The organism is Pseudarthrobacter sulfonivorans, assembly GCF_024391045.1.
GTDB classification, from domain to species: domain Bacteria; phylum Actinomycetota; class Actinomycetes; order Actinomycetales; family Micrococcaceae; genus Arthrobacter; species Arthrobacter sulfonivorans_B.
In genome coordinates this window covers 1-23750 of sequence record NZ_JANFCZ010000032.1, presented here as the reverse complement: position 1 = coordinate 23750, position 23750 = coordinate 1, and the positions used below count along the sequence as shown (strand labels likewise).

Genomic DNA, 23750 nt, shown 5'->3' with positions numbered 1-23750 from the left:
GGGCCCTGCCGCTACAGGTTCTCCTCGGCGTAGATCTTCAGGGCGTCCCGGACGAAGGCGGCTCCGTTCGCACCGCCGTAGTTCTTGGCGAACCTGGGATCGGCAACGTACATCTCGCCGAGGCCGGTGACGTATCCCGCGATGTCGGCCTTGCCTGATCCCGCTTCGGCTCCCCCGCGCCGTGCCTCCGACGCGGGTGTACCCGGGATCCCCGTCAGCCAGTCGACGTGCCGCTTGGCCAGGGCTTGGGCTTCGGCGCTGTCCGGGGCGAGGCCCGCTGTGGCGGCTGCAATCCAGTCCTGTCCGAGTTGCTGCGAGTGCCGCTTCCAGGCGGCCTTCTCGTCGGCGCTCATCCCGCGCCACCACGAGTCTCCCGTCGCGTAGGCGTCCTGGCCCCAGCGTTCCTCCACCTCGTCCTTGTACTGCGTGTGGTCGAAACCGTTGAACATGTCGTCCGCCATGATTTCGCCGCCTCCTTTCACTGCGTTGATGGTTTGTGTGACTGAGGCGATCTGCCGCGCCAGCCTGTCCTGTTCCTGCTTCAGCCATGCGAGATGACCGGTGAGTGCCTTCGCGGCGTCCGTTTCGTCGTCGAGCACCTGGCTGATGACCGGCAGGCCCAGCCCGAGTCCGCGCAGGAGCAGGATGCGCTGGAGCTGTACCAGCGCGGCCTGGTTGTAGTAGCGGTAGCCGTTGTGGCCGGTGCGGCTGGGTTTGAGCAGGCCGATGCTGTCATAGTGCCGCAGCGTCCTGCTGGTGGTGCCCGCGATCCGGGCGATGTCCTGGATCGACCAGTCCATGTGTCCCTCCTGCCCAGGGCTTTTCCGCCGATATCTCAACCGATGTTTTAACGATAGATGTTGACGTAACGTCAAGGTCAAGGGCCTCGGCGCAGGGAAGGCCAGCGGCGCCGGGTAAGTTTGGAGCATGGCTCTCTTTCCCACCTCCATGCCGCGCGCCCTGGCAACTGTGGCCGCCGCCGTCGTCGTTCTGGCCGCCTCAGGCTGCGCCCAGCAGCTCTCGGTGGAGAACGCTGATGTGCCGGGTTGGAAAGCCACGGCGCTGCCGTCCATCAGTGGCATCGTGGCCGAGGACTCAGGCAGACTCCTCAAGGCCGGCCCGGTGGAGCATACGGAGAACGTGCCGGCCGGCACCTATACCTTGACGTTGGTCTGCGACGGCGGCGGCAAGGCCTTTCTCGCCGTCCGGTCTGCGGGCCAGGAACTCGTGGACCTTGGCGCTGCGTGCTACGGGACCCGGGAAAGCACAAAAATCACCCTGGCCAAGGCCGCAGCCCTGGAGCTCAGCGTCTCCAGCGTGGACGCCCCGACACTGTATGCGTATCAGCTCGTGCAGGCCGGCTGAAGTCGGGGTCCGGGGCCGGCTACGCGATCCGGGCGATCCGGGCGATCCGGGCGAGCCGGGCCTCAGTATTGCTTAGGCGGCGCAGCCTTGCGGGCAGCGCAGTGTCTCGGGGCTGGCAGCGCACTCGGCGCAGTACAGCGTGAGGTTACGGCAGCTGAGGTTGGAACAGTTCTCAAACTTGCTGGTGGGCGCGGAACAGCGGACGCATTCGCCGATGGTTTTCGCGTCCTCGCTGAATTCCAGGTGCATGCGCTTGTCGAAGACGTACAGCGAACCTTCCCACAGGCCCTGGTCCTTGAACGTTTCGCCGTAGCGGACAATGCCGCCGTCGAGCTGGTAGACCTGCTTGAAGCCGCGGTTCACCATCAGGCTCGAGAGCACCTCGCAGCGGATGCCGCCGGTGCAGTATGTGACCACGGGCTTGTCCTTGAGGGCGTCGTATTTGCCGGACTCGAGTTCCTTGATGAAGTCGTGCGTGGTGGCGACGTCCGGGACGATCGCGTCCTTGAATTTGCCGATCTGGGCTTCGAAGGCGTTGCGGCCGTCGAAGAACACCACGTCCTCGCCGGCTTCCTTCCTGGCGTCCACGAGTTCGTGCAGCTCCTCGGGTTTGAGGTGGATGCCGCCGCCCATAACACCGTTGGCATCGACCTTGAGTTCACCGGGAGCGCCGAAAGAGACGATCTCGTCCCGCACCTTAACGCTCAGTCGCGGGAAGTCCGCCGCGCCGCCGTCGGACCATTTCACGTCAATGCCGTGGAAACCCCTGTATTCGCGCGTGGTCTTGACGTACTGCTTGACCGCGTGGATTTCGCCGCCCACCGTCGCGTTGATGCCGTCCTTGGAGATGAGGATGCGTCCGGTCAGCCCCAGCTTCTCGCACAGGGCACGCTGCCAGAGCCGCACCGCTTCCGGATCAGGGAGGGGGGTAAAGCCGTAAAAGAGCACAATTCGGTTCAAAGCCACGTATTTAAGGGTACTGGCTTTGTCCGTGTCGGGTCCGCGGCGGCCTTTGCGTCTGGCCTCGACGGTCTGTGCCGCCGATTCCGCCTATCACGATTGCATAAGCAAGTCAGTTCCGGGAGCCGTACCCCTGTTGCTTGTGACGGGGCTGGAATACCCTCATCACATGAGTCCGGACGCCTTGGTTGAAGACATTACAAACCTTCTTGAAGTCTGGGTAACCGGTTGGGCCGGTTGCCGCGGATATCAGACATCAACAGAGGGCCGCTTCCCCGCTGCACTGCGGGCCGACACCACCGGGGACTGGGAGTATTTCTCCCACGACCCCTCCGATACCGAGTTCGCGGCTTTGGTAGCGAAGACCGTTGAAGCTCCGACGCGGATTATGACCATCCTGACCAACGACGTCCTTCGCTATACGCAGCTGGCTGAGAAACACGGGTTGAACATCACGTCCGCGTCGCAGGCCATGATGATCGTGGACATGGAAACCCAGGACACCGAGGATCCATGGCTCTCGGATGACGATTTGAAACTGGTCACGTCGAAACTCGACGGCGTCCACCACGCCGTTGTCCGTTCCGGCGATGAGGTCGCGGCCAGCGGCCGGGTGTTTGTGGTCGACGGGACGGCAGTGTTCGACAAGATTGTGGTCCAGCCCGCGTTCCAGCGCCGGGGCCTGGGCAGTTTCATCATGAAGGCCCTCGCAGCGCAGGCCATCGGCCCGGATGTGGAAAACGGCCTGCTGCTGGCCTCGCTGGACGGCCAGAAACTGTATTCCCACCTGGGCTGGACCGTTGTGTGCCGTGTGCTGATGCTGTCCACCTCCAACGAGGGTGCGGATCTGTCCGGGGGCTGATTTTTCTGCGGGTGAAAGAATGTTGGGGTGAACCCCCATGACTCGCTGATCCCGTTGCTGGGCCGCGGCCCGGACCCGGAGCAGCTCCGTCATGTCCACACCATCCCTGCACGCCGGGCGGTCCACGAACCGTGGCCTGACTGGGCGCATCCCGACCTGGTGTCGGCCTACGGCTCCCTGGGCATCCACGAGCCGTACCGGCACCAGATCCAGGCCGCCGACCTCGCCCACGGCGGCGAGCATGTGGTGATTGCCACCGGCACCGCCTCTGGAAAATCGCTCGCCTATCAGCTGCCCGCCCTGGACGCCATCCACCGCTCCGAACTGCGCGTGGTGTCCGAGCCGGGGAAGATCCACGACGACGGCGCCGTCACGCTCTACCTCTCCCCCACCAAGGCGCTCGCCGCCGACCAACTTGCCGCCATCCGGTCCTTGAGGCTGCCCACCGTGCGGGCCGAAACGTACGACGGCGACACCGACCCCGCGTCCCGCCGGTGGATCCGGGACCACGCCAACTTCATTCTCGCGAATCCAGACATGCTGCACTTCGGAATTCTCCCGAATCACGCCTGGTGGGCCAGTTTCTTCCGTCGTCTCCGCTACGTGATTGTGGATGAGGCACACAGCTACCGCGGTGTGTTCGGTTCGCATGTGGCGAACCTGATGCGCCGGCTTCGCCGCATCTGCACTTACTACGGTGCCGGGACCGCCCATCCCGGACCGGTCTTCATCGCCGCGTCGGCCACCGCGTCGGAGCCGGGCACCTCCTTCGGGCGGCTGATCGGGGCTCCGGTCCGGGCCGTTGCCGAGGACTGCTCGCCTCATGGTTCCACCACCGTTGCCTTCTGGGAGCCCGCACTGACGGAGCTGAAGGGCGAAAACGGGGCCAAGGAGCGCCGTACCGCCGTTGCCGAAACAGCTGATCTCCTGGCCAACCTGGTCTCCGCCAGGATCCGGACCATCGCTTTCATCAAGTCCCGGCGTGGCGCGGAGGCCATCTCTACGATCACCAAGCGGCTCCTCGACGAAGTGGACCCCAGCCTCCCGCAACGTGTGGCGGCTTACCGATCCGGCTACCTGCCGGAGGAGCGGCGGGCCTTGGAGAAGGCCCTCCGGTCCGGTGAGCTCCTTGGTGTTTCCAGCACCTCTGCCCTGGAACTGGGGATTGATATTTCCGGGCTGGACGCCGTGCTGGTGGCAGGGTGGCCCGGAACCCGCGCGTCCCTCTTCCAGCAGATCGGGCGGGCCGGCCGTGCAGGCCAGGATGCCATAGCGGCGTTTGTTGCCAGCGATGATCCCCTGGATACGTACCTGGTAAACCATCCGGAGGCGATCTTCGACGTCTCCGTCGAAGCAACAGTTTTTGACCCCTCCAACCCCTACGTCCTGGGGCCGCATCTTTGCGCCGCCGCCGCGGAACTCCCGCTCGGCGTCGCCGAACTGGATCTCTTCGGCAGCACATCCGAAAAGCTGCTGGACCAGCTTGTTGCGCAGGGCTACCTGCGCCGCCGGCCGGCGGGCTGGTTCTGGACGCACTCCCAGAGCGCCGCCGCCATGGTGAACCTGAGGGCCGACGGCGGCGGCCCCGTGAGCATCGTGGACGCCGACACCGGTTCCCTGCTGGGGACCATGGACTCGCCCCAGACGCACTACCAGGCCCACACCGGCGCGGTATACGTGCATCAGGGTGATACCTACGTGGTGGAGGACCTGAACGAAGACGACCATTGCGTAATGGTCCGCCGCGCCAATCCCGACTACTACACCACAGCCCGGGACGTCACCCAGATCGAGGTCCTCGAAACCCAGCGGACCGCGCAGTGGGGGGACGTTTCCGTGCATTTTGGCGACGTCAAGGTAACGACCCAAGTTGTGTCCTTCCAGCGGAAAGCCCTGATTTCCAACGAAATACTCGGGGAGGAACCCTTGGAACTGGGCGCCCGTGACCTGTTCACCAAGGCTGTCTGGTTTGTGGTGGAGAACCGGTCACTGACCGGCGCCGGTCTGATCGAAGCCCAGTTCCCGGGGGCACTGCATGCTGCCGAGCACGCGGCGATCGGCCTGCTGCCGCTGGTTGCCTCCAGTGACCGTTGGGACATTGGAGGCGTGTCCACGGCTATCCATGCCGACACCGGGGTGCCCACCATCTTTGTGTACGACGGGCACCCCGGCGGTGCAGGCTTCGCCGAGCGCGGCTTCGACAAGGCGAAGGTATGGCTCTCGGCGACACGCGACGCCATCAAGGCCTGTGAGTGTGAGTCCGGCTGCCCGTCCTGCGTGCAGTCCCCCAAATGCGGGAACAAAAACAATCCCCTGGACAAGGCGGCAGCCATCACGCTGATCGATGTTCTCCTCAAGGATGCGAGCGAAATGGATGCGGGCGAAGCCCCCGCCCGCGACCTTTCCCCACGCACGTCACACACAGCACACTCGTAACGCGACCTCAACCCGGCTTCGGCTCAGGGCGGCGGCCCGGCCCGCGCGTGACCGCTGGCGGCACCGAGCATGTTGCGGGCGTTCAGGATGGTGCTGACCTCCATGGTCTGGCCTTCCCCTTCAGCACAGCTCGTGAGAACTGCGTCGTGTTGTGCCGCAACCTCCGCTGCCACGGCACAGGGATCCCCCGAGGTGAGGCCGCGCAACGCGTCGGCGCCGGCAAGGGCACCAAGGTCGGCGGCTGCCGCCGCCCTGCTCGCCATCACCGCTGACTGCGCGAGGAGCAGCATCAAGGCCATAGCCATGATGATTACCAAGGCCAGGCCTGCCGCCAATACTGTCCCGGAGCCGCGTTCGGCGTGGTCTCCCGCCTGGCCGCTCATGCCGCAACCGTTCCCGGGTTCGATAGCGGTAGCGGCACCAACTCCTGCAACAGCATGCGGTGGCGGAGAGGGCCGGCGATCGTTGGCATCTCACTCCGGGCACTGGCTTTCGCTGTAAGGGTCCACGGCAGGGCAGCCCCCAGCGGGCCGTCCACCCGGTCAGCCACCGTGACGTGCAGCCACCCGTCGTCGGCAGCCACGGACGCTGTGGCCGACGTGCCCGCCAGTGTCCTGACGATGCCCTCCACCGCGGCCGGGTCCTCGCCCCGGGCAAGCGCCCTGGCGCCGGCGAGCGCCGCCTCCTCGAGCCTGAGCTGGGTTACGCCGGCAGCGGCCCCGGACAGAAGCAGCGCGAGCAGCAGCAGGACGGCGGGCAACGCCACGGCGAATTCGGCCGTCACGGCACCCGTCATGGCGCCCCGGGCCTTCCCCGGCCCGCGATTTCCGCGACCGCCACAACCGCCACGACCGCCACGACCGAATGACTCAGCTGCGGGCGTCCTGATGCTGCCCCCGTCAGTGTCCGGGTGCGGCGCTGCCGACGCATGACTCATGGCAAGGCCAGCGCCGTACGGATGAGGTTCAACAGGAACCCCCGTACTTCGTCACTGCGGAGGATAAAGACCAGTAGCCCGGCAAAGCCCACGGCTGCCAGCGTTGCGATGGCATATTCGGCAGTGGCCATTCCGGCCTCCGACGCTGTGAGCCGTGGCCGCCGTACCGTCGCCTCGCGAACAGCGGGGTAAAGCTCCACAACGTTGCCTGCGGATTCCCGGTTCTCATCCCGTTGGCAGGTGCACCCGCCCTGTCCGTCCTTGACGGCCCGGCCTGCATTGACGTCCCCTCCTAGATTCACCGGTTCCGCGGAGCCCCGTGACGCACCTGCAAATCCGGTGCTGAGATCGGGTGCAGGGACTGGGAAAAGGCTGCTTTGGGTGATGGTCATGTTCATGATTCCCTTCTGTGCTCCGGCCCTGTTGCCGGCTGCTGTCGACTCTTCCGAGGTTCCGGGAGGCCGGTAAGGGCAAATCTCCCCCAAGTGGAAAAGGTGGCCTATTCCAAGCCTGTGGAGGAAGAGACCGGGCGGTGCGGAAGTCATTCCCCGTTTGTCGAGCCCTTCCCGCACTGGGACTAAAGGCGGGGTTTCAGAGCAGACGGGGCGCTGAGGGCCGGTTGGACTTATGGTCCGGAAGGCACCACGGCGGCCCGGATTTAGGACCCCGAGGGCACCAGGGCCAGGAGCACAGGGACAACGCCCAGGCAGATGAAGGCCGGGAGGGAACACAGGCCCAGCGGGATGACCAGCTTGACGCCCAGGGCGGCAGCCCGCTTCTCGGCGGCGCGGAATCGTTCCCTCCGTAGCCGGGCGGCCTGGGCATAAAGGATGGCCGACGACGGCGCGCCAGTCAGCGCCGCGAACCCCAGAGCGTCGCGCAGCTCCAGGATTTCAGGAAGCCGGACCTCGGAACTTCGCCAGGCCGTTTCCCAGTCAGCTCCGATGGCCAGCGCAGAGACCACGGGCCGCAACGCCTTGCTGTAGTCCCTGGACGCCGAAGCCGCCACGAGCTCCAGGGAACGGCCAATCCCTGACCCGGCGTCCAGCATGGCACCCACAAGCTCAAGCATCATGGCTGTGTCCCGGAGTCCGTCAGGGCAGTTCTTTCCGCCAGCCGAGCCCAGGGCGTCAGCCCTGGCTGCCCCTTCCTGGTGGTTGACCGGCGCCGTGCTTATCCTTAGCAGCCTCCGCCGGGCCCTGCCTGGCGGCGAGAGGGTCAGCCACGCGACGACGATCAGGACAACCCCGAGTGCCACCCCGGGGATAAGTGTCTCCGTCATGGCGCCAGGCCGGCCGCAGCGTGCACCAGGCGGGCGGACCAAATTCTGCCCGCAATCGTGAGGGCAACTCCCGCTGCGAGCGCCGCCACTCCAAGCGGCGTCCCGAACAGCATCGCCAGCGGGTCCACGCCCAGCGCCATTCCCAGGCCCAATCCCATCATCGGAAGCCATGTCAGGAGACTCACTGTTGCCTTTGGCCCCGCCAGAGCTGTCTGCCTGGCGGCTTCGGCATCATCCTCGACTTCCAGCTGAGCGGCAAACCGCGCCAGGACGTCTGCCAGCGGACAGCCGCTGGCTTCGGCGATGTCAAAGCACGCGGCGAGTTCCAGCCAGGTCCGGGGCTCCCTGCCGACAGCGTGCGGAAATGCCGCCGGGACGGCCCGCCTGATGGCTTCGGACACCGGCAGGCCCCTGAACGCGGCCGCCCGGACGGCGCCCAGCATCGACAGGGAACCACCGCTCAGCCTCGGAGCATCCCGACCGGCCGAAGAGATTTCCGATGGGTCCGCGCGCCCTACGAGGTCCTCCGACCGATGCGGTGCTGCTCCCGCGCGGCCGTGGTGGACCAGCCATAATTCGTCCCAGAGCCGCGCCGGAGTCCGCCCGCCCGTCAGCAACGCTGCCAGCTGCTGGACCACGAGCGTCAAGGAGAGCTGCCCTTGGTCGTTTCCCGCGCGCCGTGCCTGGCGCCAAGGGACCTGAAAGCTGAATCGAGGCCCGGAAGCGTAGATCCCCACATCACCGGGGGCAACGCCGCGAAGGCCCGCCCGGCCCTGCCTACCCGGTCCAGCGGCCCGACGAAAGCGTCCCACCGGGCTGTCCGGCGGCCTCAACAGCAGGATGGTGGCGACCGCCAGGATCCCGGCCAGCAGCAGCGTCATGCCGCAATACCCGGCTCAGAGGACAGCCCCAGCCGCGCAGTCAGTGATTCCCAGCCGGGACCGGTAGACGTTTGGCCTCCTTGGTCGACCAGCGCCGGCACCACGGAGAGTCCGCCGGGACCGTCCTGCACCACTCCCACGCAGGCCACCCGGCGCCGCTGGCGGAACCGCTCCACATGGACCACCACGTCAAGAGCACTGGCCGCCTGCAGCCTCACCGCGTCTTGGCCCAGACCTGCCAGAGCGCCCAGAGCGGTCAATCGGGCGGGGACAGCGGTGGCGGCGTTGGCGTGGATGGTGCCTCCGCCGCCGGTGTGGCCGGTATTCATCGCGGTGAGGAGTTCCCGCACCTCAGCGCCCCGGCATTCACCCACCACCAGCCGGTCCGGGCGCATCCGCAGAGCTTGCCGAACGAGTTCGCTCAGGTCCACTTCGCCGCCGCCTTCCAGGTTCCCGTGCCGGGACTCGAGCGAAACAATGTGTGGATGGACGGGGTTCAGTTCTGAGGCGTCCTCGATCAGCACCAGCCGCTCCGCCGGCGAACAGAGCCCCAGCAGGGTGGACAGGAGTGTCGTCTTCCCGGATCCGGTGGCTCCGCTGATGAGGAAACTCTGCCGGTGCTGGACCATGCGTTCGAGAACCTCCTGCACCAGGCTGCCGAACATGCCGCCGGACCGGAGTTCGTCCATGGTGAAGACCTGCTCGCGCCGGATCCTTACACTCAGTAGGGTGCCTGCCGTCGAAATCGGTGGCAGGACGGCATGCACCCGGTAGCCGCCGTCGAGCCTGACATCAACACATGGCGAACCGTCGTCGAGCCGTCTTCCGCCGGCCGCCACGAGCCGGGAGGCCAGGGCCCTGACCTGGGCCTCTCCGGCAAACGAAACACCCGCGGGCTCAATCCCCCTCCCGCGATCTACCCAGACAGAGTCCGGGGCATTCACGAAGATGTCTGTGACCTGAACATCGCGGGTCAGCTCCTGGAGCGGCCCAAGGCCGTTGAGTTCCGCACTGATCCGTTCGACGGCGGCGAGCGAGCCTGCAGTGCCCAGCAGCCGGCCCGTGGCCTGCACTGCCGCAGCAACGCGGGAGGCGGTAACGGGCCCTGAGTCGGCCATGACTGATTCGCGGACCGTCTCCAGCAATGCCGAGTCAAGGCCCCGCTGGTCCAGCACACGCGCTTGACGGCGCCGCGTTGCGGCCAGCTTTCCCGGCTGCGGCGGGATGGTTTGCTGCGGGACGGCCCGCTGCGGGACGGCTGGCGGCGGAAAACCCTGCGACGGTGTGGGATGCGTGGGGACCGGCGGTCCCGCGCTCACAGTTCGTCTCCGACGGGAATTTCGCCGTCCATCAAGTCAAGCACCGACGCAGCGAAGTGCCGGACACTGCGGCGTTTACCAAGGTCAAGGAGCCGCCCGTTTTCTCCGGCAGCGGTGACGCCGCGCAGCTCCGGAACCCGGCCCTGAACTGGCAGTCCGACGGCATCGGCAATCAGGCCGCCGTCCAGCGCCGCTCCGGTTTTGCCCCGGACAAGGAGCGCCGCCTCCACCGGCGGAAGCTCATGAAGCAGCCGGGCGGTAGCCACGGCGGCCTTCAGTTGTGCCGGCACCACTACGAGGAGCCGGTCGCAGTCCCATGCAAAAAGTTGCACCGGCTCCGTACCCCGGCCAATGTCCACCACCACCAGTTCATAGCCCCGCCGGGCAGCATCCAGGACGCCGCCAGCGGTGGTCGCATCCACCGGCGCTGGCCGGTCCCGGTTGCCAGGCCAGGACAGGAAGCAAAACCCGCCGACCATCGGCAGCGAATCAGCGAGCTGCTCGGGATCTATGCTGCCGCTCGCACCGGACAGATCAGGCCACCGCAGGCCCGGGACCTCCTCGGCCGCCAGTGCGAGTTCCAGGCCCCCGCCCCAGGGATCCCCGTCAACCAGCAACACACGCACGCCCAGCCCTGCTGCGGCCTGGGCGATCCAAATGGCCGAGGTGGTGGCGCCCGCGCCGCCACAGCCCCCGGTAATCCCCAGGACGAGGCCACCGGCCTCCGGCGAACGCGATCTGCTCAAGTACTCGGCCAGCCATGCCGCGGCGTCCGGCAGCACGGCCACGCGCTCCGCCCCGAGAGCCGCGGCGAGATGCCAGAGACTGTCCCCCTCACCGTTCAAGCCCACCAGCACGGCGGGTGCTCGGCGTCGCGGCGGCAACTCCCGGACATCGCTTCCCACCAGCACAGCGGCCGCGGAATCCCAGTACCTCGCCGCATCAGCGACGTCTGCCACCACCCGCAGGTGGCCGCCGGCCGCGGCCACAATCTGTTCCACTTCGCCCTGCAAAAAGTCGTAGCCCGTCACCAGCAGCACCTCGGCCGCAGCAGAATCCGGCACCCACGCTTCCGCGGCCTGCCTTGGACCTGGCACACCGGAGGCAGCGCTGCCGGAAGCGGCAGGGGAAGGCCGGGCCCGGCCCAGATGGGATGTGGGCGGCTCGGAAGGGGACGGCGATAGCTGGTGCCTGCTCATGGAGCAACTCTCCGTCGCCGCCCATCAAAACGACAGTGGCATGCCTCGCTATGTGGACAACTTCAGAACCGCGGGAGGACGCCGGCGTCTTGCGTGCAGCGGCTATTGTTTACCGTATTTGCGGTGGACAGCCTGTTTACTGACCCCTAGGCACAGGGCGATCGCCTCCCAGGAGAGGCCGGCCTGCCGTGCCTTACGGACCAGAGAGTCTTCGGCGCGTCCCACTTCCTTCTGCAGTTCAGCCACAGCGTAGAGCGCTTCCGCGGGGCCTTTCCCGTCCATCGATGCCACCAGTGTTTTCATCCGGTCCACCTCCATGCGTCAACATTAGTTGACGCATGGAGCGCCGTCAACATAGGTTGACGACGCTTACTCAGCAATCCGTGCGGCCGTCCCGCAGACGGCTGGGAGCACCGACCGCGCGTCCCTGCCAACCGTCCCCTCCGGCCACACCAACGCCCCGGCCGCCCCGCCGACCGCCGTCCGCCCGGACCCCGGATACAAGGCAGAATTGAACCCATGTACCTGCTGCTCGCCGCCCACTCCCATGGCGCAGCCCTCCAGCAGGTCACCCAGGCAGGCGATCCGCACCCCGACCGCCCCGAACCGCGGCTGCTCAGCGCAAGCGAGCTGCCCGGCGTCGTACGCTATTTCGAAACCCGGCCACGCGAGGCCGCGCCCCGCTGGATCTGGCACCGCACGCAGGACTGGTATCCCGCGCTGCTGGCAGCCGGGGTGGAAGTGGAGCGCTGTTACGACCTCAGCCTGTGCGGCACCATCCTGGCGTATTCTCAGTTCACCGCCCACACCGACTACGCCCGGCAGGCCGAGAAGGCCCCCTTGGACGACCCCCAGGAACCTCCCCGCGCTCTCCAGCCGCCGCCCCCGCCCGCCGATCACGGCGCTTTGTTTGAGGACGTCCGACACCGGCCACCCCGCCACACCCTCGCGGAACTGCGGGCGGAGTACGCCGCCCAGCAGGCGGCACTGGCCGACGCAGATCCGCAGGAGAACAAACGGAAACGGCTGCAATTGCTGCTCGCGGCCGAATCCGCCGGTGCCATGATCGCCGCGGAGATGCAGCACGCCGGTGTTCCGTGGCGGGAGGACCTGCATGAGCGGATCCTGGCCGACTATCTGGGACCCCGGCCCCAGCCGGGCCACCGGCCTGCGAAACTTGAAGCCCTGAACAGTGAACTGCGCGCCCTCCTCAACGCGCCCGCGCTGAATCCGGATTCGCCGCAGGAACTCATGCGCGCCCTGCACCGCAATGGCATCGAGGTCAAAAGCACGCGGCAGTGGGAGCTGATGGAGTCCAGCCATCCCGCCATTGAACCGCTCCTGGCCTATAAGAAGCTTTCCCGCCTGCACAGCGCCAACGGCTGGACGTGGCTGGACGCATGGGTGACCGACGGACGTTTCCGGCCCGAATACGTGGTGGGCGGCGTGGTGTCGGGGCGCTGGGCCTCCCGGGGCGGGGGCGCCCTGCAGATTCCGCGCCAGATCCGGGGGGCTGTCCATGCCGGGCCGGGCCACAAACTCATCGTCGCCGACGCGTCCCAGCTGGAGCCACGGGTCCTGGTGGCTCTCGCGCAGGACTCGAAAATGGCCGCAGCCGCGCGCGACAAGGACCTCTACGCGGGCATCGCCGCCCAGGGTTTCGGCGGCGACCGCGCCAAGGCGAAAATGGCCCTCCTGGGTGCCATCTACGGCGCCACAACGGGAGAATCGGGGCGCCTGATGCCGCAGCTGGCCCGAACCTACCCCCATGCGGTGGGTTTTGTGGAGCAGGCTGCCCGTGAGGGTGAAGCCGGCGGCACGGTGACCACGCGGCTGGGCCGCAGCAGCCCGCCGCCGTCGGAACGCTGGTTCCGGAGCCAGCAGTCGGCCACGGCGGAGGAACAGCGCCGCGCCGAATCGATCGCCCGTTCCCGCGGCCGTTTCACGCGCAACTTTGTGGTGCAGGGATCCGCCGCCGACTGGGCAGCATGCTGGCTGGCGGAATTACGACGGCGGCTGCGTGCCCTGCGTGCCGAGAGTGGCGTTCAGGCGGAACTCGTCTTCTTCCTGCATGACGAGGTGATGGTCCACGCCCCCGAGGCGGGGGTTACTGCCTGCATCCGGGCGATCGAGGAGGCGGCCGCAGCGGCCAAGGAGCTGTTGTTCGGCCCTGTACCGGTGGAATTCCCGGTTAGCGTGGCTGTGGTGGATTCATACGACAACGCGAAGTAGCCCTAAGTAACCTACCCGGCAGTAGCTAGTTCTGTGCAGTGACGATGGTTACAGTCAGGAAAGCCCCGCTTATGCAATTGGTGGGGCTCAACGTGCAATGACGCATAGGGGAGGTCCGGATAATGCCCGGCAATTTTGAAATACACCGAATCGGCGACGAGGCATACCGCTTCAAGCTCACAGACAAAAACGGCAAAATCGTGGCCGTTTCGCCCGACTTCAAGCACCTGGGTGCACTGAAAGACGGCATCAATGCTTTGCGGGAAAACGCGGCGACAGGGGTGGTCGTGGATCTCCGCCACAAACCGCATCCCAGTTAGGTGTATTTACCCAGTCGGCTAGGGCCCGGCCCTCAGGCCGGGCCCTAGCCCGTTAAACCGGCCCCGCCGGTTAGACGGAACGCCCTGACTCAGTACAGCTACCCGGCCCGTGCGCCTAGAAGGCAACCTCGTGCACGCGGCTCCGGTCCCACGGAACCGCCCACCCCAACTGTTCAAAAAGGCCATCGAGGATGATTCCGGTGAAACCCCACACCAGCACGCCGTTCACGGCAAACGCGGGGCTGCTGAAGGTCCTGCCGTCCCGCCCCACCGTGGCAGTGACCCGGTTGGCGGGGTCCAGCAGGTCGCGGACCGGGATCCGGAATACCTGGGCGGATTCGCCGTAATCCACCACACGAACGGGCGACGGCGACGCCCACCATCCGAGCACGGGAGTCACCAGGAAATTGCTGCGGGCCAGCCCGAGTTCCTGCAGGCTCCCCAGGACTTCGACGCCGGCCGAGTCCAGCCCGGTTTCCTCCTCGGCTTCCCTGAGTGCCGCGGCCACCGCAGTCTCGCCGTCGTCCAGGCCGCCGCCGGGGAACGCGACCTGACCCGGGTGCGAGCCCAGGGTGTGCGCGCGTTCGAGCAGCAGCACATCGAGGTCGACCGCCGCCAAAGGCTTGCTGGACACGGCCGGAATATCATCGAGCACGCCGAACAACATCAGGACGGCTGCCTTGCGGGCAATGGCTTCGTCCACGGTCAGTGCAGCCCATGCGGTGTTGGGCGCGGTGACGTCCCCATTGTTCGACCTCCGCACGAGGTCGATCAGGTCTTGGCGTGCACTCATGGGAGCCGCCTTTGTGATTCCATCCGGATTTCCGCAGCCCGGTGGGTTTCCGCCAGCAGCTGTTCCAGGAGAGCTTCGCTGCCGGGCGCCAGTTCGTATTTGAGGAGCTTGGCTGCCTTGACGGGATCGGTCTCACCGAGCCCGTAGCTGGGGCACCAGTTGGCCACCGGGCATGCGCCGCAGGCCGGCCGCCGGGAGTGGCACACCCGGCGGCCGTGGAATACCACCCGGTGCGAGAGCATGGTCCAGTCCCGTGGCTCAAACAGCTCGGCGACATCGAACTCGACCTGCACCGGGTCCTCGGACTGGGTCCAGCCGAAACGCCGCGCCAGCCGGCCGAAGTGCGTGTCGACGGTGATGCCGGGAACACCGAAGGCGTTGCCCAGCACCACGTTCGCGGTTTTTCGTCCGACGCCGGGAAGGGTCACCAGGTCTTCCAGCCTGCCGGGCACCTCGCCGTTGAACTCGTCCACCAGGCGATGGCTCAGCGCCAGCACGTTCCTGGTTTTGGCCCGGAAGAACCCGGTGGGCTGCAGGATCGCTTCCAGCTCGGCGGGCTCGGCTTCGGACATGGCGCGGGCGTCCGGGTACCGGGCAAACAGGATCTTGGTGACCTGGTTGACCAGCACGTCGGTGGTCTGCGCGGACAGGACGGTGGCCACCACCAGCTCGAACGGGTTGCGGAAGTCGAGCTCGGCATGGGCGTACGGGTATTTCTCCGCCAGGACCCTGTTGATCCGCCGGGCCCGGCGCTTCAATGCCAGCAACGACTCCGCGGCGGGCTGGCGCGGTACGGCAACCCCGGGGGCACGGGGCGTACGGGAGGTGGCCACGTGCCCGGCTAGCCGCGCTCGATGTTGCTGAGGTCGCGCAGCACGCCAACGCGTCCGTCGGTGTGCTGGACCAGGAATTCGTGGCCCCGGTCCTCGAGGGCCAGCACCCAGCCGCCGGGTTCGATCACGAATGCGGGGGCACCGGTCTGGGGGTCCACGGCGGTGCGGTGTTGCGCCACGGCGAACCAGAAGGCCTCGTGCGCCGGCTCGTCCGCTTCTTCCGGCCGGCTGGCCGGGTCCACGGTCGCGCCGATGGGTTCCGCGCTGCGCACCTGCTGGTGGACTGCAGTGGCGACGGGTTCAGCGGCAGACTGGCGGGCCGGGGCAGGCGCCTGAGCGCCGCCGTCGTGCGTTCCTGCCTCGGGAACGGGCGCCCCTGCCGAAGCGGTTGCCGCCGCTGCGGTGCGGTCAGCCGGAGGGCCGGCGGCGGCCGGGACGTCAGCCACCATCGTCTCCTCGGCGGCTGACGCGGCGGGGCCGCTAACCGGCGGCGCTGAAGGAACGACGTCGGCCGCTTGCGTTGCCGGGGTGGGGTCACCGGTGGCGGTCCATTCCCTGACCTCAGGGGCCGAGGAAACCGGTGCGGCCGCCGGAGCTGCGGCGCCTGCAGCCGGCGACGTCATTTCCGGCGCCGCTGCCGCATCCGCAGGGGACGTGGAAGCGGGAGCATGGTGCTTGGACGGCCAGATCCCGGCAGGGATTCCGAAGCTCCGCTTCGAACCGGAGTCAGCCCCGGCAGCGGGCTTAGGTTCTTTCGGGGTGTGCGGTTTGGGCAGCGGGACGGCCGACTCGCGGGCCATAACGTGGGCGGGCGTTTCCTCGCGTCCCTGGAAGTCACCGGCGAAAAACGGGATGAAGCGGCTAAGCACGGTCGCAGCGAACAGGACCACGGAGCCCACCAGGCCTACCAGGAGGCTCGGGACGTAGGCAGCGGCGGCGGCCAAAAAGAAGAACGCCAAGGCGAAGGACGCCACCACGGAGGCGAACTGGTCAACGGACAGCGACCCGACGCGGACCTTCGTCTTGGGCGCCAGCCGGCGGGAGGCGAAGAGGGCACTGGCAATCAGCGGAAGGACAATGCCGAGGCCAAGGAAAAACAAGCTGCCGGCATTCCAGAGATTGAACCGGCCCAGGAAGATCGGAAGGAGCGAGGCGACCAGGAGAATCAGCGTGGCAGCGAAAACCGTCACGTCACGGATGGTGAAGGGTCCCAGCACGGCCTGGTTGGTGGTGCCGGGTTTGGTGCCGGATTTGGTGCCGGCCGGTCGCTGCGGATCGTTTGCCGCGCCTTCCCCTTCGGGTCCTGCCTCCGTTGCCCGGCCAGGATTCCGGCCGACGATTTGCTGGTTCATACTGTTCTCCTAAGCGTGGCGGCACGGGACGGTTCCGCCCCAATAGCTGTGCCGTCCGGAACGGCGGCAGCCGCCGGCCCCGGGCAGTGATGCACGGGATCGGGCAGCTCCGTAGAAAGTCACAATCCAATCTCAGCCTAGTCATCCGCATGGCCGATCACTAGCTGATCAGCCGCGACGAGGGCGCTTCCGGCGCCGTTCCGTAACCATTCACCGCGAAATAAATGCCGTTCGCGGGCCGCATTGTGACAGGTGACACATGCGGTCAACCGCAAGCATTAGGCTAGTTTCCGGAACAGCTGTTTGCGGACCATCCGTGATCTGCCCTGCCCCGTACCGCGAGCAGCGGAGGAGCACGGCAGGTGAGGGCATGCCGCAGAAAAGACCGATGAATGATGAGGTTCACCATGTCCCAGGACACTCCCGGCTCCACCACCACCGCCCCCGCGACGGGCGTACCGAGCGACCAGCAGGGCGACGCCATTTCAAACCTGCTGCACGAGAACCGCACTTTTGCCCCGAGCCCGGAGTTCGCTGCCGACGCCGTTGTCACCGCAGCCGACTACGCCGAGGCCGACGCCGACCGTCCGGCTTTCTGGGCCCGGCAGGCCCGGGAGCTGCTCACCTGGTCCAAGGACTTCGATCAGGCGCTGGACTGGTCCAACCCGCCGTTCGCGAAGTGGTTCGTGGGCGGTGAGGTCAACGCGGCCTACAACGCCCTGGACCGCCACGTGGAAAACGGGCTAGGCGACCGGGTGGCCATCTACTTCGAAGGCGAACCCGGCGATACCCGCACCTACACCTACGCCCAGCTCACGGACGAGGTCAAAAAGGCGGCCAACGCGTTCGAATCCCTCGGCGTGGAAAAAGGCGACCGGGTGGCCGTGTACCTGCCCATGATCCCCGAAGCCGTGATCACGCTGCTGGCCTGCGCGCGCATCGGCGCCGTGCACTCGGTGGTGTTCGGCGGGTTCTCCGCCGAAGCCCTCCGCTCCCGCATCGACGACGCCGAAGCCAAACTCGTGGTCACCGCCGACGGCACCTACCGCCGCGGCAAGCCCAGCCCCCTCAAGACCGCCGTCGATGACGCCCTGTCCCACGAGGGAGACGGCAGCGGCCACACCGTCCAGAACGTCGTCGTCGTCAAGCGCAACGGCCAGGACGTCGACTGGCACGAAGACCGGGACCACTGGTGGGACGACACCGTCGGGACCGCCTCCACCGAGCACACCCCCGTCGGGCACGACTCCGAACACCCGCTCTTCATCCTCTACACCTCCGGAACCACCGGGAAACCCAAGGGCATCCTGCACACCACCGGCGGCTACCTCACCCAGGGCGCCTACACACACAAGGCCGTGTTCGACCTGCACCCCGAAACCGACGTGTACTGGTGCACGGCCGACGTCGGCTGGGTCACCGGCCACTCCTACGTCGCCTATGCCCCGCTCATCAACGGCGCCACCCAGGTCATGTACGAAGGCACCCCGGACTCCCCGCACCAGGGCCGCTGGTGGGAAATCATCCAAAAGTACAAGGTCTCCATCCTCTACACCGCCCCCACCGCCATCCGCACGTTCATGAAGTGGGGCCGGGACATCCCGGACAAGTACGACCTGACCTCCCTCCGCGTCCTCGGCTCCGTGGGCGAATCCATCAACCCCGAAGCCTGGATGTGGTACCGGGACGTCATCGGCGCCAACAAAACACCCATCGTGGACACCTGGTGGCAGACCGAAACCGGCGCCCAGATGATCGCCCCGCTGCCCGGCGTGACCGCCACCAAACCCGGCTCCGCCCAGGTCCCGCTGCCCGGCATCGCCGTGGACGTCGTGGATGAGCTCGGCGAGTCCGTGCCCAACGGCCACGGCGGCTTCCTCGTCATCCGCGAACCCTGGCCGGCCATGCTCCGCGGCATCTGGGGCGACCCCGAACGGTTCAAGGACACCTACTGGTCCCGGTTCGAGGACATGTACTTCGCCGGTGACGGCGCCAAAAAGGACGAAGACGGCGACATCTGGCTCCTCGGCCGCGTAGACGACGTCATGAACGTCTCCGGCCACCGCCTCTCCACCACCGAGATCGAATCCGCCTTGGTATCCCACCCCGCCGTGGCCGAAGCCGCCGTGGTGGGCGCAGCGGACGAAACCACCGGCCAGGCCGTCGTCGCGTTCGTCATCCTGCGCGGCGACGCCGTGGACTCCGGCGACGCCATCGTCCAGGAACTCCGCAACCACGTCGGCAAGGAAATCGGCCCCATCGCCAAACCCAAAACCATCCTCGTGGTCCCGGAACTGCCCAAAACCCGGTCCGGAAAAATCATGCGCCGCCTCCTCAAGGACGTCGCCGAAGGACGCGACCCCGGCGATGCCACCACCCTCGCCGACAACACCGTGATGCAACAGATCGCGGCGTCGCTGCGTAAGTAAGTGCGTGCCGGAGTGAGGGGCGGCAGTCATCCTCTGCGCGCTGCTCGTTCCTCGCTTTGACGCGCTGCCGGATAAGTCCCTCCCCTCTAAGGCGGCGCCGCTCACCTTTCGTGGGCGGCGCCGCTCACCGAGACCGGTGCGACCTAGACTGGTTGCAGCCCCGTCCACCTTTGCTCTAAGGATGTTCCAGATGCTCGCTGCTGCACGTCAACAGGCGATTTTGGCTGCTGTTCAGCGGGAGCGGGTTGTCCGGGTTTCGGACCTGGCTCAGCAACTGGGGGTCTCGCTGATGACTGTGCGGCGGGATATCGAACTGCTCGAGGAAGGCGGCCGGCTGGAGCGTATCCACGGCGGCGCCAAGATTCCGGGCGAGGTCAGCACGCACGAGCCTGGGTTTGAGCTCAAGTCCACCCAGCTGACTGCGGAAAAGAAGGCCATCGCGCTGGAAGCTGCCAGCCTGGTGCACGAGGGCATGGCCGTTGGATTCAGCGCCGGGACCACCACGTGGGCCCTGGCCAAGGAGCTGGTCAACGGTCCACGGATCACCGTAGTCACCAACTCCGTGCGCATTGCCGACCTTTTCCACCATGCCTCCCCCGGACCGGCCCGATTCGCCTCGACCGTGATCCTCATCGGCGGCGAACGCACGCCGTCGGACGCTCTAGTGGGACCGATCGCTACGGCGGCGCTGAAGCAACTGCACCTCGACGTCCTGTTCCTCGGCGTGCACGGCATGGACGAAGACGCCGGCTTCACCACACCCAACCTCCTCGAGGCCGAGACGGACCGCGCCTTTGTGGCCGCTGCCCGGAAGGTAGTGGTGCTGGCCGATCACACCAAGTGGGGTCTGCAGGGCATCAGCACCATTGCCGGCCTGGACGACGCCGACGAAATCATCAGCGACACCGGCCTCGGGGCCGAAGCCCACCGGATCCTGGCCGAGCGCGTCGGCAGGGTCCGGATCGCCTCCTAGGTCCGGAGTGCTTCCTAGGTCCGGAGCGCCTCCTGGGACCGGAGTGCCGGCCGGACAGCTACGGACAGCCGCATGACTGGCGGAGATGGAGCTTCGTGGGGAACATCCGCTGCTGCGGACCTGCCGTCCGGCCTACCCCGAGGATGCCATCCACGGCCGCCGCGGCCATCTCGCCGCCGCCGTTGCTGCAGCCATCGCGCTCTCCCTGTCCGCCTGTGGCGGCTCGTACGAGAAGGTCATCGCGCACCTGACCGTGGACAAAGCCGGCAAGCGAGGGGACGAGGCTCGCTTCGACAAGGACAACGTGGACGTCTACGGGCTCGGCCTGAACGGCGGCGGCGATTCCTCCGGCCAGACCGAGTGGAGCTACCTGACCAACACCACCGGCTGGTCCCACACGGACAAGAACCCCTGGGGCACGCACTACAACTACGACGATCCACTCCGGCCGCATGGTCCGCGCAGACGATTCCGACGGTTCAATGCTGCTGCACGGTGTGGTGGCGCCGGTTGCTGAACAAGGCACCACGGCGGCCCTGTTCGCGCTGGTCAGTACCGGCACGTCCTTCGCCGAGAAACGTGGCCGGATCACTGTTCCCGGCCTGGAACCGGAGCAGGGCTACCGGGTGGAAGTCATCTTCCCGGATTCTGCACCATCATTAGCCTCGCGGCGGTCCCCCCGAGCCGGGTTTCCGGCCCGGGCGGGCTTGCCGTAACGGAATGAAAGGTGCAGAATCCCGGCGGGTAGATTGGAACCATGACTGACGCCACACTTTCTTCGCACCAGCCGGCCCCCCAGAACGCCTCCGCCGGCACCGGCACCACGGGCGGCCGCGGCACCATCCTGGTGATCAACGGCCCCAACCTCAACCTGCTAGGGACCCGCGAGCCGGAAAAGTACGGCACCTCCACGCTCGCCGACGTGGAGCAGTTGGCTGCCAAAGCGGCCGGTGCGCACGGCTTCACGGTGGAATGCGTCCAGTCCAACCACGAGGGTGTCCTGCTCGACGCCATCCACGCCGCCCGCACCAACGCCGTGGGCATCGTGCTGAATGCCGGCGCCTTCACCCACACGTCCGTCGCCCTGCGCGACGCCCTTGCCGCGGTCCAGCTGCCCGCCGTCGAGGTCCACATCACCAACGTGCACCAGCGCGAGGAGTTCCGGCACCACTCCTACCTCTCGCCGGTGTGCGCCGCGGTCATTGTGGGGGCCGGCGTGTTCGGCTACAAGCTCGCCATCGATTACCTGGCCGAAGCGCTCTAGCCCAGGCTGGCGGCCGGCCAGGGTGCGCCGGCCCAGGCTGGCGGCCGGCCCGGGGTGCACTGCTACTTCTGGATGCACTGCCCGGAGGAAACCGGCACGCTGAGGCCGGCCGCCTGGGACGCCACCGGGTAGAGGTCGTCCATGGTGATGGCGAAGCCCAGCTCGGCGTCGGAGGTTGCCTTTGCGAAGATGACGCCGGCCACCTGGCCGTCCGTGGTCAGCAATGGCCCGCCGGAGTTCCCCGGCTGGACGTCCCCGGCCAGCCGGTAGATATCCTCGGGAGCCGGGTTCTGGCCGTAAATGTCCGGAACCAGGACCGAGGCAATGTCCTGGACGGTGGCGGGATTCGATTTGAACGGACCGCCGTGGGGGTAGCCGGCGAACGCAGCCTGGCTGCCGCTGGGCAGGTCGGACGCGAGTGCCAGCGGGTCGGACGGCAACCCGTCGACGGCCAGTACGGCGAGATCGTGCCGGGTGTCGAAATAGACCACTTTGCCGGGCATGGCTCCGCCGTTGGGTATCTCCACCACAGGCTGCGACACGCCCGCCACCACATGGGCGTTGGTCACAACCCGCCCCGGGGACACCACGAAGCCGCTGCCGGTCTGGTTCTGGCCGCACTGATAAGCCGTTCCGGCGATTTTCAGGACCGACTCGGCCGCCCGGTTCAAGGCCGGCGTATTGGTGCTGGCATTAGGCACGGACACCTGGGGCCCCTGGCCAAGGCCCTCGATCAACGTGGGGATGCCGTTGCCTATCACCGCTGAACGCAACTGGGCGAGGCTGGCCTTCACCGGGACGGGCGTCAGTCCGTCGATGTAGCGGATCACCTTGGACTCGGCCAGCTGCTGGGAAACAAAGGGAACGCCGAGGGAGCTGACGCTGAACGCCAGCATGGACATCACCAGTGCTGACACCACCACGTTGACGGCGCCGCCCACCAGCCGGTCCACCGCCCGCAGCGGCTTGATCCGCACCACTCCGCGGATTTGGCGGCCGATCATGGTCCCGAGGCCGTGGCCCAGTGCCATCAGCACGACGGCGGCCGCCACGATGGCAGTCAGCCTCCACCCGGCGTCGGGCACCATCTCGCTGACGAACGGCACGGCAAAGAAGGCGGCCACAGCGCCCGCGGCGAAACCCGCGATCCCGCCGAGCGTGACCAGGAACCCGTTGCGCAGGCCATAGATCAGGTAAGACAGCAGGCCCAGGATCAGCGCCAGGTCCAGAACGGTCAAGCCAAACACTGACGCTCCTTTAATACGGTTGAGACCCAATTCTAGTGGCGCAAGCTGACTTTCTTCTGTGGGCTGCCTGCCGTTGACGGATCCCGACGCTCCAGGGTGTGAAAGTTGCTCCTCGACGGCCAGCCCATCGGCCGACGGGCCCGCCTGAACGCGTTCTGCGGCGTTTCCGCTGCCAAGTACGTCACAGAAGCTTGAAAATTCTGAAACAATGGCAAAAGCGCTACAGCCGACACTTTTTTATTTGGGAGATTTCATGGACATCGAGGTACTGCGCCGGGCACCACTATTTGCAACGCTTGACGACGAAGCATTCCGGCTCTTGACGGACGAGCTGACCGAGGTGGATCTTTCCCGCGGCGCCTCGGTATTCCGCGAGGGCGATCAGGGCGACCAGCTCTACTTCATCGTCTCCGGCAAGGTGAAGCTGGGCCGCACGTCCCCCGACGGCCGCGAATCCCTGCTCGCTATCCTGGGCCCGGGCGAACTGTTCGGCGAGATGGCACTGTTTGACCCCAGCCCACGCACCGCCACCGCCACCGCAGTTTCTGAAACCCGCCTGGCCGGGCTGAAGAACGAGAGCCTCAACGGCCTGCTGCGGACGCGCCCCGAGGTTTCCGCCCAGCTGCTGCAGGCACTTGCCCGCCGGCTGCGCCGCACCAACGATTCATTGTCCGACCTGGTCTTCTCCGATGTTCCCGGCCGTGTTGCCAAGGCGCTCCTGGACCTGGCGGACCGCTTCGGCCGCCCGGCGACCGACGGCGTCCTGGTTGCCCACGAACTCACCCAGGAAGAGCTGGCCCAGCTGGTTGGCGCGTCCCGCGAGACGGTCAACAAGGCCTTGGCCGAATTCGTCCAGCGCGGCTGGCTCCGCCTGGAAGCCCGCGCCGTGGTGATCCTGGACATGCAGCGCCTCCGCCAGCGCTCCCGCTAAATTCACCAGCACGCAACAAGGCCGGCCCCGAGAAATCGGAGCCGGCCTTCTTGCGTCCCACCCCAAAAACGCTCTCTCACTAAATGGGGGTTTTCCGCCGACGCTCTCTCACTTTCCTAAAGAAAGTGAGAGAGC

General features: G+C 66.9%; 24 protein-coding genes and 1 pseudogene. 11 read left to right on the top strand and 14 right to left on the bottom strand.

The genetic code is table 11. From position 1 onward, the window contains the following. Positions 1 to 11: 11 nt before the first annotated feature. Positions 12 to 800, bottom strand: a complete 789-nt coding sequence (locus NQJ30_RS17050; protein WP_255771310.1) for a MerR family transcriptional regulator — start codon at positions 798 to 800, stop codon at positions 12 to 14. A 127-nt stretch (positions 801 to 927) separates the two neighbouring features. Between NQJ30_RS17050 and NQJ30_RS17045 the strand changes: the two genes are divergently transcribed. Then, positions 928 to 1365, top strand: coding sequence for a hypothetical protein (locus tag NQJ30_RS17045; RefSeq protein WP_255771308.1), 438 nt, complete (start codon positions 928 to 930; stop codon positions 1363 to 1365). 72 nt (positions 1366 to 1437) lie between these two features. On the opposite strand, the gene trhO is transcribed toward NQJ30_RS17045, so the two are convergent. Next, entirely contained in the window at positions 1438 to 2331 is an 894-nt protein-coding gene (trhO, locus tag NQJ30_RS17040; protein WP_255771307.1) for an oxygen-dependent tRNA uridine(34) hydroxylase TrhO, read from the bottom strand. A 163-nt stretch (positions 2332 to 2494) separates the two neighbouring features. Here trhO and NQJ30_RS17035 point away from each other — a divergent pair, with 163 nt between their 5' ends. Then, a complete protein-coding gene (locus NQJ30_RS17035; protein WP_255771305.1) occupies positions 2495 to 3187 on the top strand; it encodes a GNAT family N-acetyltransferase in 693 nt (230 codons plus the stop codon). 27 nt (positions 3188 to 3214) lie between these two features. After that, the gene (locus tag NQJ30_RS17030) at positions 3215 to 5623 is read left to right on the top strand and encodes a DEAD/DEAH box helicase (RefSeq protein WP_255771304.1); all 2409 of its coding nucleotides are present in this window, start codon (positions 3215 to 3217) and stop codon (positions 5621 to 5623) included. Positions 5624 to 5646: 23 nt separating this feature from the next. On the opposite strand, the gene NQJ30_RS17025 is transcribed toward NQJ30_RS17030, so the two are convergent. From NQJ30_RS17025 to NQJ30_RS16990, 8 genes are all read right to left on the bottom strand, one after another. After that, on the bottom strand, positions 5647 to 6006 hold the full coding sequence (locus NQJ30_RS17025; RefSeq protein WP_255771303.1) for an Rv3654c family TadE-like protein: 360 nt from the start codon (positions 6004 to 6006) through the stop codon (positions 5647 to 5649). Then, entirely contained in the window at positions 6003 to 6419 is a 417-nt protein-coding gene (locus NQJ30_RS17020) for a TadE family type IV pilus minor pilin (protein WP_255771302.1), read from the bottom strand. Before NQJ30_RS17020 ends, NQJ30_RS17025 begins: the two co-directional genes overlap by 4 nt. A gap of 137 nt (positions 6420 to 6556) precedes the next feature. Then, positions 6557 to 6952 (bottom strand): DUF4244 domain-containing protein, encoded by a 396-nt coding sequence (locus tag NQJ30_RS17015; protein ID WP_255771299.1) that lies wholly within the window; start codon positions 6950 to 6952, stop codon positions 6557 to 6559. A gap of 266 nt (positions 6953 to 7218) precedes the next feature. Further along, complete coding sequence (locus tag NQJ30_RS17010) at positions 7219 to 7842, bottom strand: type II secretion system F family protein (RefSeq protein WP_255771298.1); 624 nt, start codon at positions 7840 to 7842, stop codon at positions 7219 to 7221. Then, positions 7839 to 8723 (bottom strand): hypothetical protein, encoded by an 885-nt coding sequence (locus NQJ30_RS17005; protein ID WP_255771297.1) that lies wholly within the window; start codon positions 8721 to 8723, stop codon positions 7839 to 7841. Before NQJ30_RS17005 ends, NQJ30_RS17010 begins: the two co-directional genes overlap by 4 nt. Further along, positions 8720 to 9949 carry a TadA family conjugal transfer-associated ATPase gene (locus NQJ30_RS17000; protein ID WP_374113281.1) on the bottom strand — a complete coding sequence of 410 codons (1230 nt, stop codon included), beginning with the start codon at positions 9947 to 9949 and terminating at the stop codon, positions 8720 to 8722. The genes NQJ30_RS17005 and NQJ30_RS17000 overlap by 4 nt, the downstream gene beginning before the upstream one ends. Before the next feature lie 89 nt (positions 9950 to 10038). Then, positions 10039 to 11241, bottom strand: coding sequence for a septum site-determining protein Ssd (gene ssd / locus NQJ30_RS16995; RefSeq protein WP_255771296.1), 1203 nt, complete (start codon positions 11239 to 11241; stop codon positions 10039 to 10041). 102 nt (positions 11242 to 11343) lie between these two features. After that, positions 11344 to 11559, bottom strand: a complete 216-nt coding sequence (locus tag NQJ30_RS16990; RefSeq protein ID WP_255771295.1) for an AsnC family protein — start codon at positions 11557 to 11559, stop codon at positions 11344 to 11346. A 201-nt stretch (positions 11560 to 11760) separates the two neighbouring features. Between NQJ30_RS16990 and NQJ30_RS16985 the strand changes: the two genes are divergently transcribed. Then, the gene (locus NQJ30_RS16985; RefSeq protein ID WP_255771294.1) at positions 11761 to 13473 is read left to right on the top strand and encodes a bifunctional 3'-5' exonuclease/DNA polymerase; all 1713 of its coding nucleotides are present in this window, start codon (positions 11761 to 11763) and stop codon (positions 13471 to 13473) included. A gap of 122 nt (positions 13474 to 13595) precedes the next feature. Then, the gene (locus NQJ30_RS16980) at positions 13596 to 13793 is read left to right on the top strand and encodes a YegP family protein (RefSeq protein WP_255771293.1); all 198 of its coding nucleotides are present in this window, start codon (positions 13596 to 13598) and stop codon (positions 13791 to 13793) included. Between the two features lie 115 nt (positions 13794 to 13908). Here the strand turns inward: NQJ30_RS16980 and NQJ30_RS16975 are convergent, their stop codons facing one another. From NQJ30_RS16975 to NQJ30_RS16965, 3 genes are read right to left on the bottom strand one after another with little or no spacing between them, the layout of a single operon-like run. Further along, positions 13909 to 14586, bottom strand: a complete 678-nt coding sequence (locus tag NQJ30_RS16975; RefSeq protein ID WP_255771292.1) for an NUDIX hydrolase — start codon at positions 14584 to 14586, stop codon at positions 13909 to 13911. Next, entirely contained in the window at positions 14583 to 15419 is an 837-nt protein-coding gene (gene nth / locus NQJ30_RS16970) for an endonuclease III (RefSeq protein WP_374113279.1), read from the bottom strand. The genes NQJ30_RS16975 and nth overlap by 4 nt, the downstream gene beginning before the upstream one ends. Before the next feature lie 8 nt (positions 15420 to 15427). Further along, positions 15428 to 16771 carry a hypothetical protein gene (locus NQJ30_RS16965; RefSeq protein WP_255771290.1) on the bottom strand — a complete coding sequence of 448 codons (1344 nt, stop codon included), beginning with the start codon at positions 16769 to 16771 and terminating at the stop codon, positions 15428 to 15430. 407 nt (positions 16772 to 17178) lie between these two features. On the opposite strand from NQJ30_RS16965, the gene acs reads away from it, so the two are divergent. The 5 genes and pseudogenes from acs (at position 17179) to aroQ (ending at position 21437) form a co-directional block, all read left to right on the top strand. Continuing rightward, positions 17179 to 19200: an acetate--CoA ligase gene (gene acs / locus NQJ30_RS16960; RefSeq protein ID WP_255771288.1), complete on the top strand. Its 2022-nt coding sequence runs from the start codon at positions 17179 to 17181 to the stop codon at positions 19198 to 19200. Positions 19201 to 19390: 190 nt separating this feature from the next. After that, complete coding sequence (locus NQJ30_RS16955; RefSeq protein ID WP_255771287.1) at positions 19391 to 20173, top strand: DeoR/GlpR family DNA-binding transcription regulator; 783 nt, start codon at positions 19391 to 19393, stop codon at positions 20171 to 20173. Positions 20174 to 20390: 217 nt separating this feature from the next. After that, positions 20391 to 20615: pseudogene (locus NQJ30_RS16950) on the top strand (sugar ABC transporter substrate-binding protein); the annotation flags it as partial. A gap of 40 nt (positions 20616 to 20655) precedes the next feature. Next, positions 20656 to 20889, top strand: a complete 234-nt coding sequence (locus NQJ30_RS16945; RefSeq protein WP_255771286.1) for a hypothetical protein — start codon at positions 20656 to 20658, stop codon at positions 20887 to 20889. 32 nt (positions 20890 to 20921) lie between these two features. Beyond that, positions 20922 to 21437, top strand: a complete 516-nt coding sequence (aroQ, locus tag NQJ30_RS16940; RefSeq protein ID WP_374113280.1) for a type II 3-dehydroquinate dehydratase — start codon at positions 20922 to 20924, stop codon at positions 21435 to 21437. A gap of 62 nt (positions 21438 to 21499) precedes the next feature. Here aroQ and NQJ30_RS16935 read toward each other — a convergent pair whose 3' ends face one another. Continuing rightward, a complete protein-coding gene (locus NQJ30_RS16935; RefSeq protein ID WP_255771284.1) occupies positions 21500 to 22684 on the bottom strand; it encodes a MarP family serine protease in 1185 nt (394 codons plus the stop codon). A gap of 253 nt (positions 22685 to 22937) precedes the next feature. On the opposite strand from NQJ30_RS16935, the gene NQJ30_RS16930 reads away from it, so the two are divergent. After that, a complete protein-coding gene (locus NQJ30_RS16930; RefSeq protein WP_123254700.1) occupies positions 22938 to 23615 on the top strand; it encodes a Crp/Fnr family transcriptional regulator in 678 nt (225 codons plus the stop codon). The last annotated feature ends 135 nt before the right edge of the window (positions 23616 to 23750 follow it).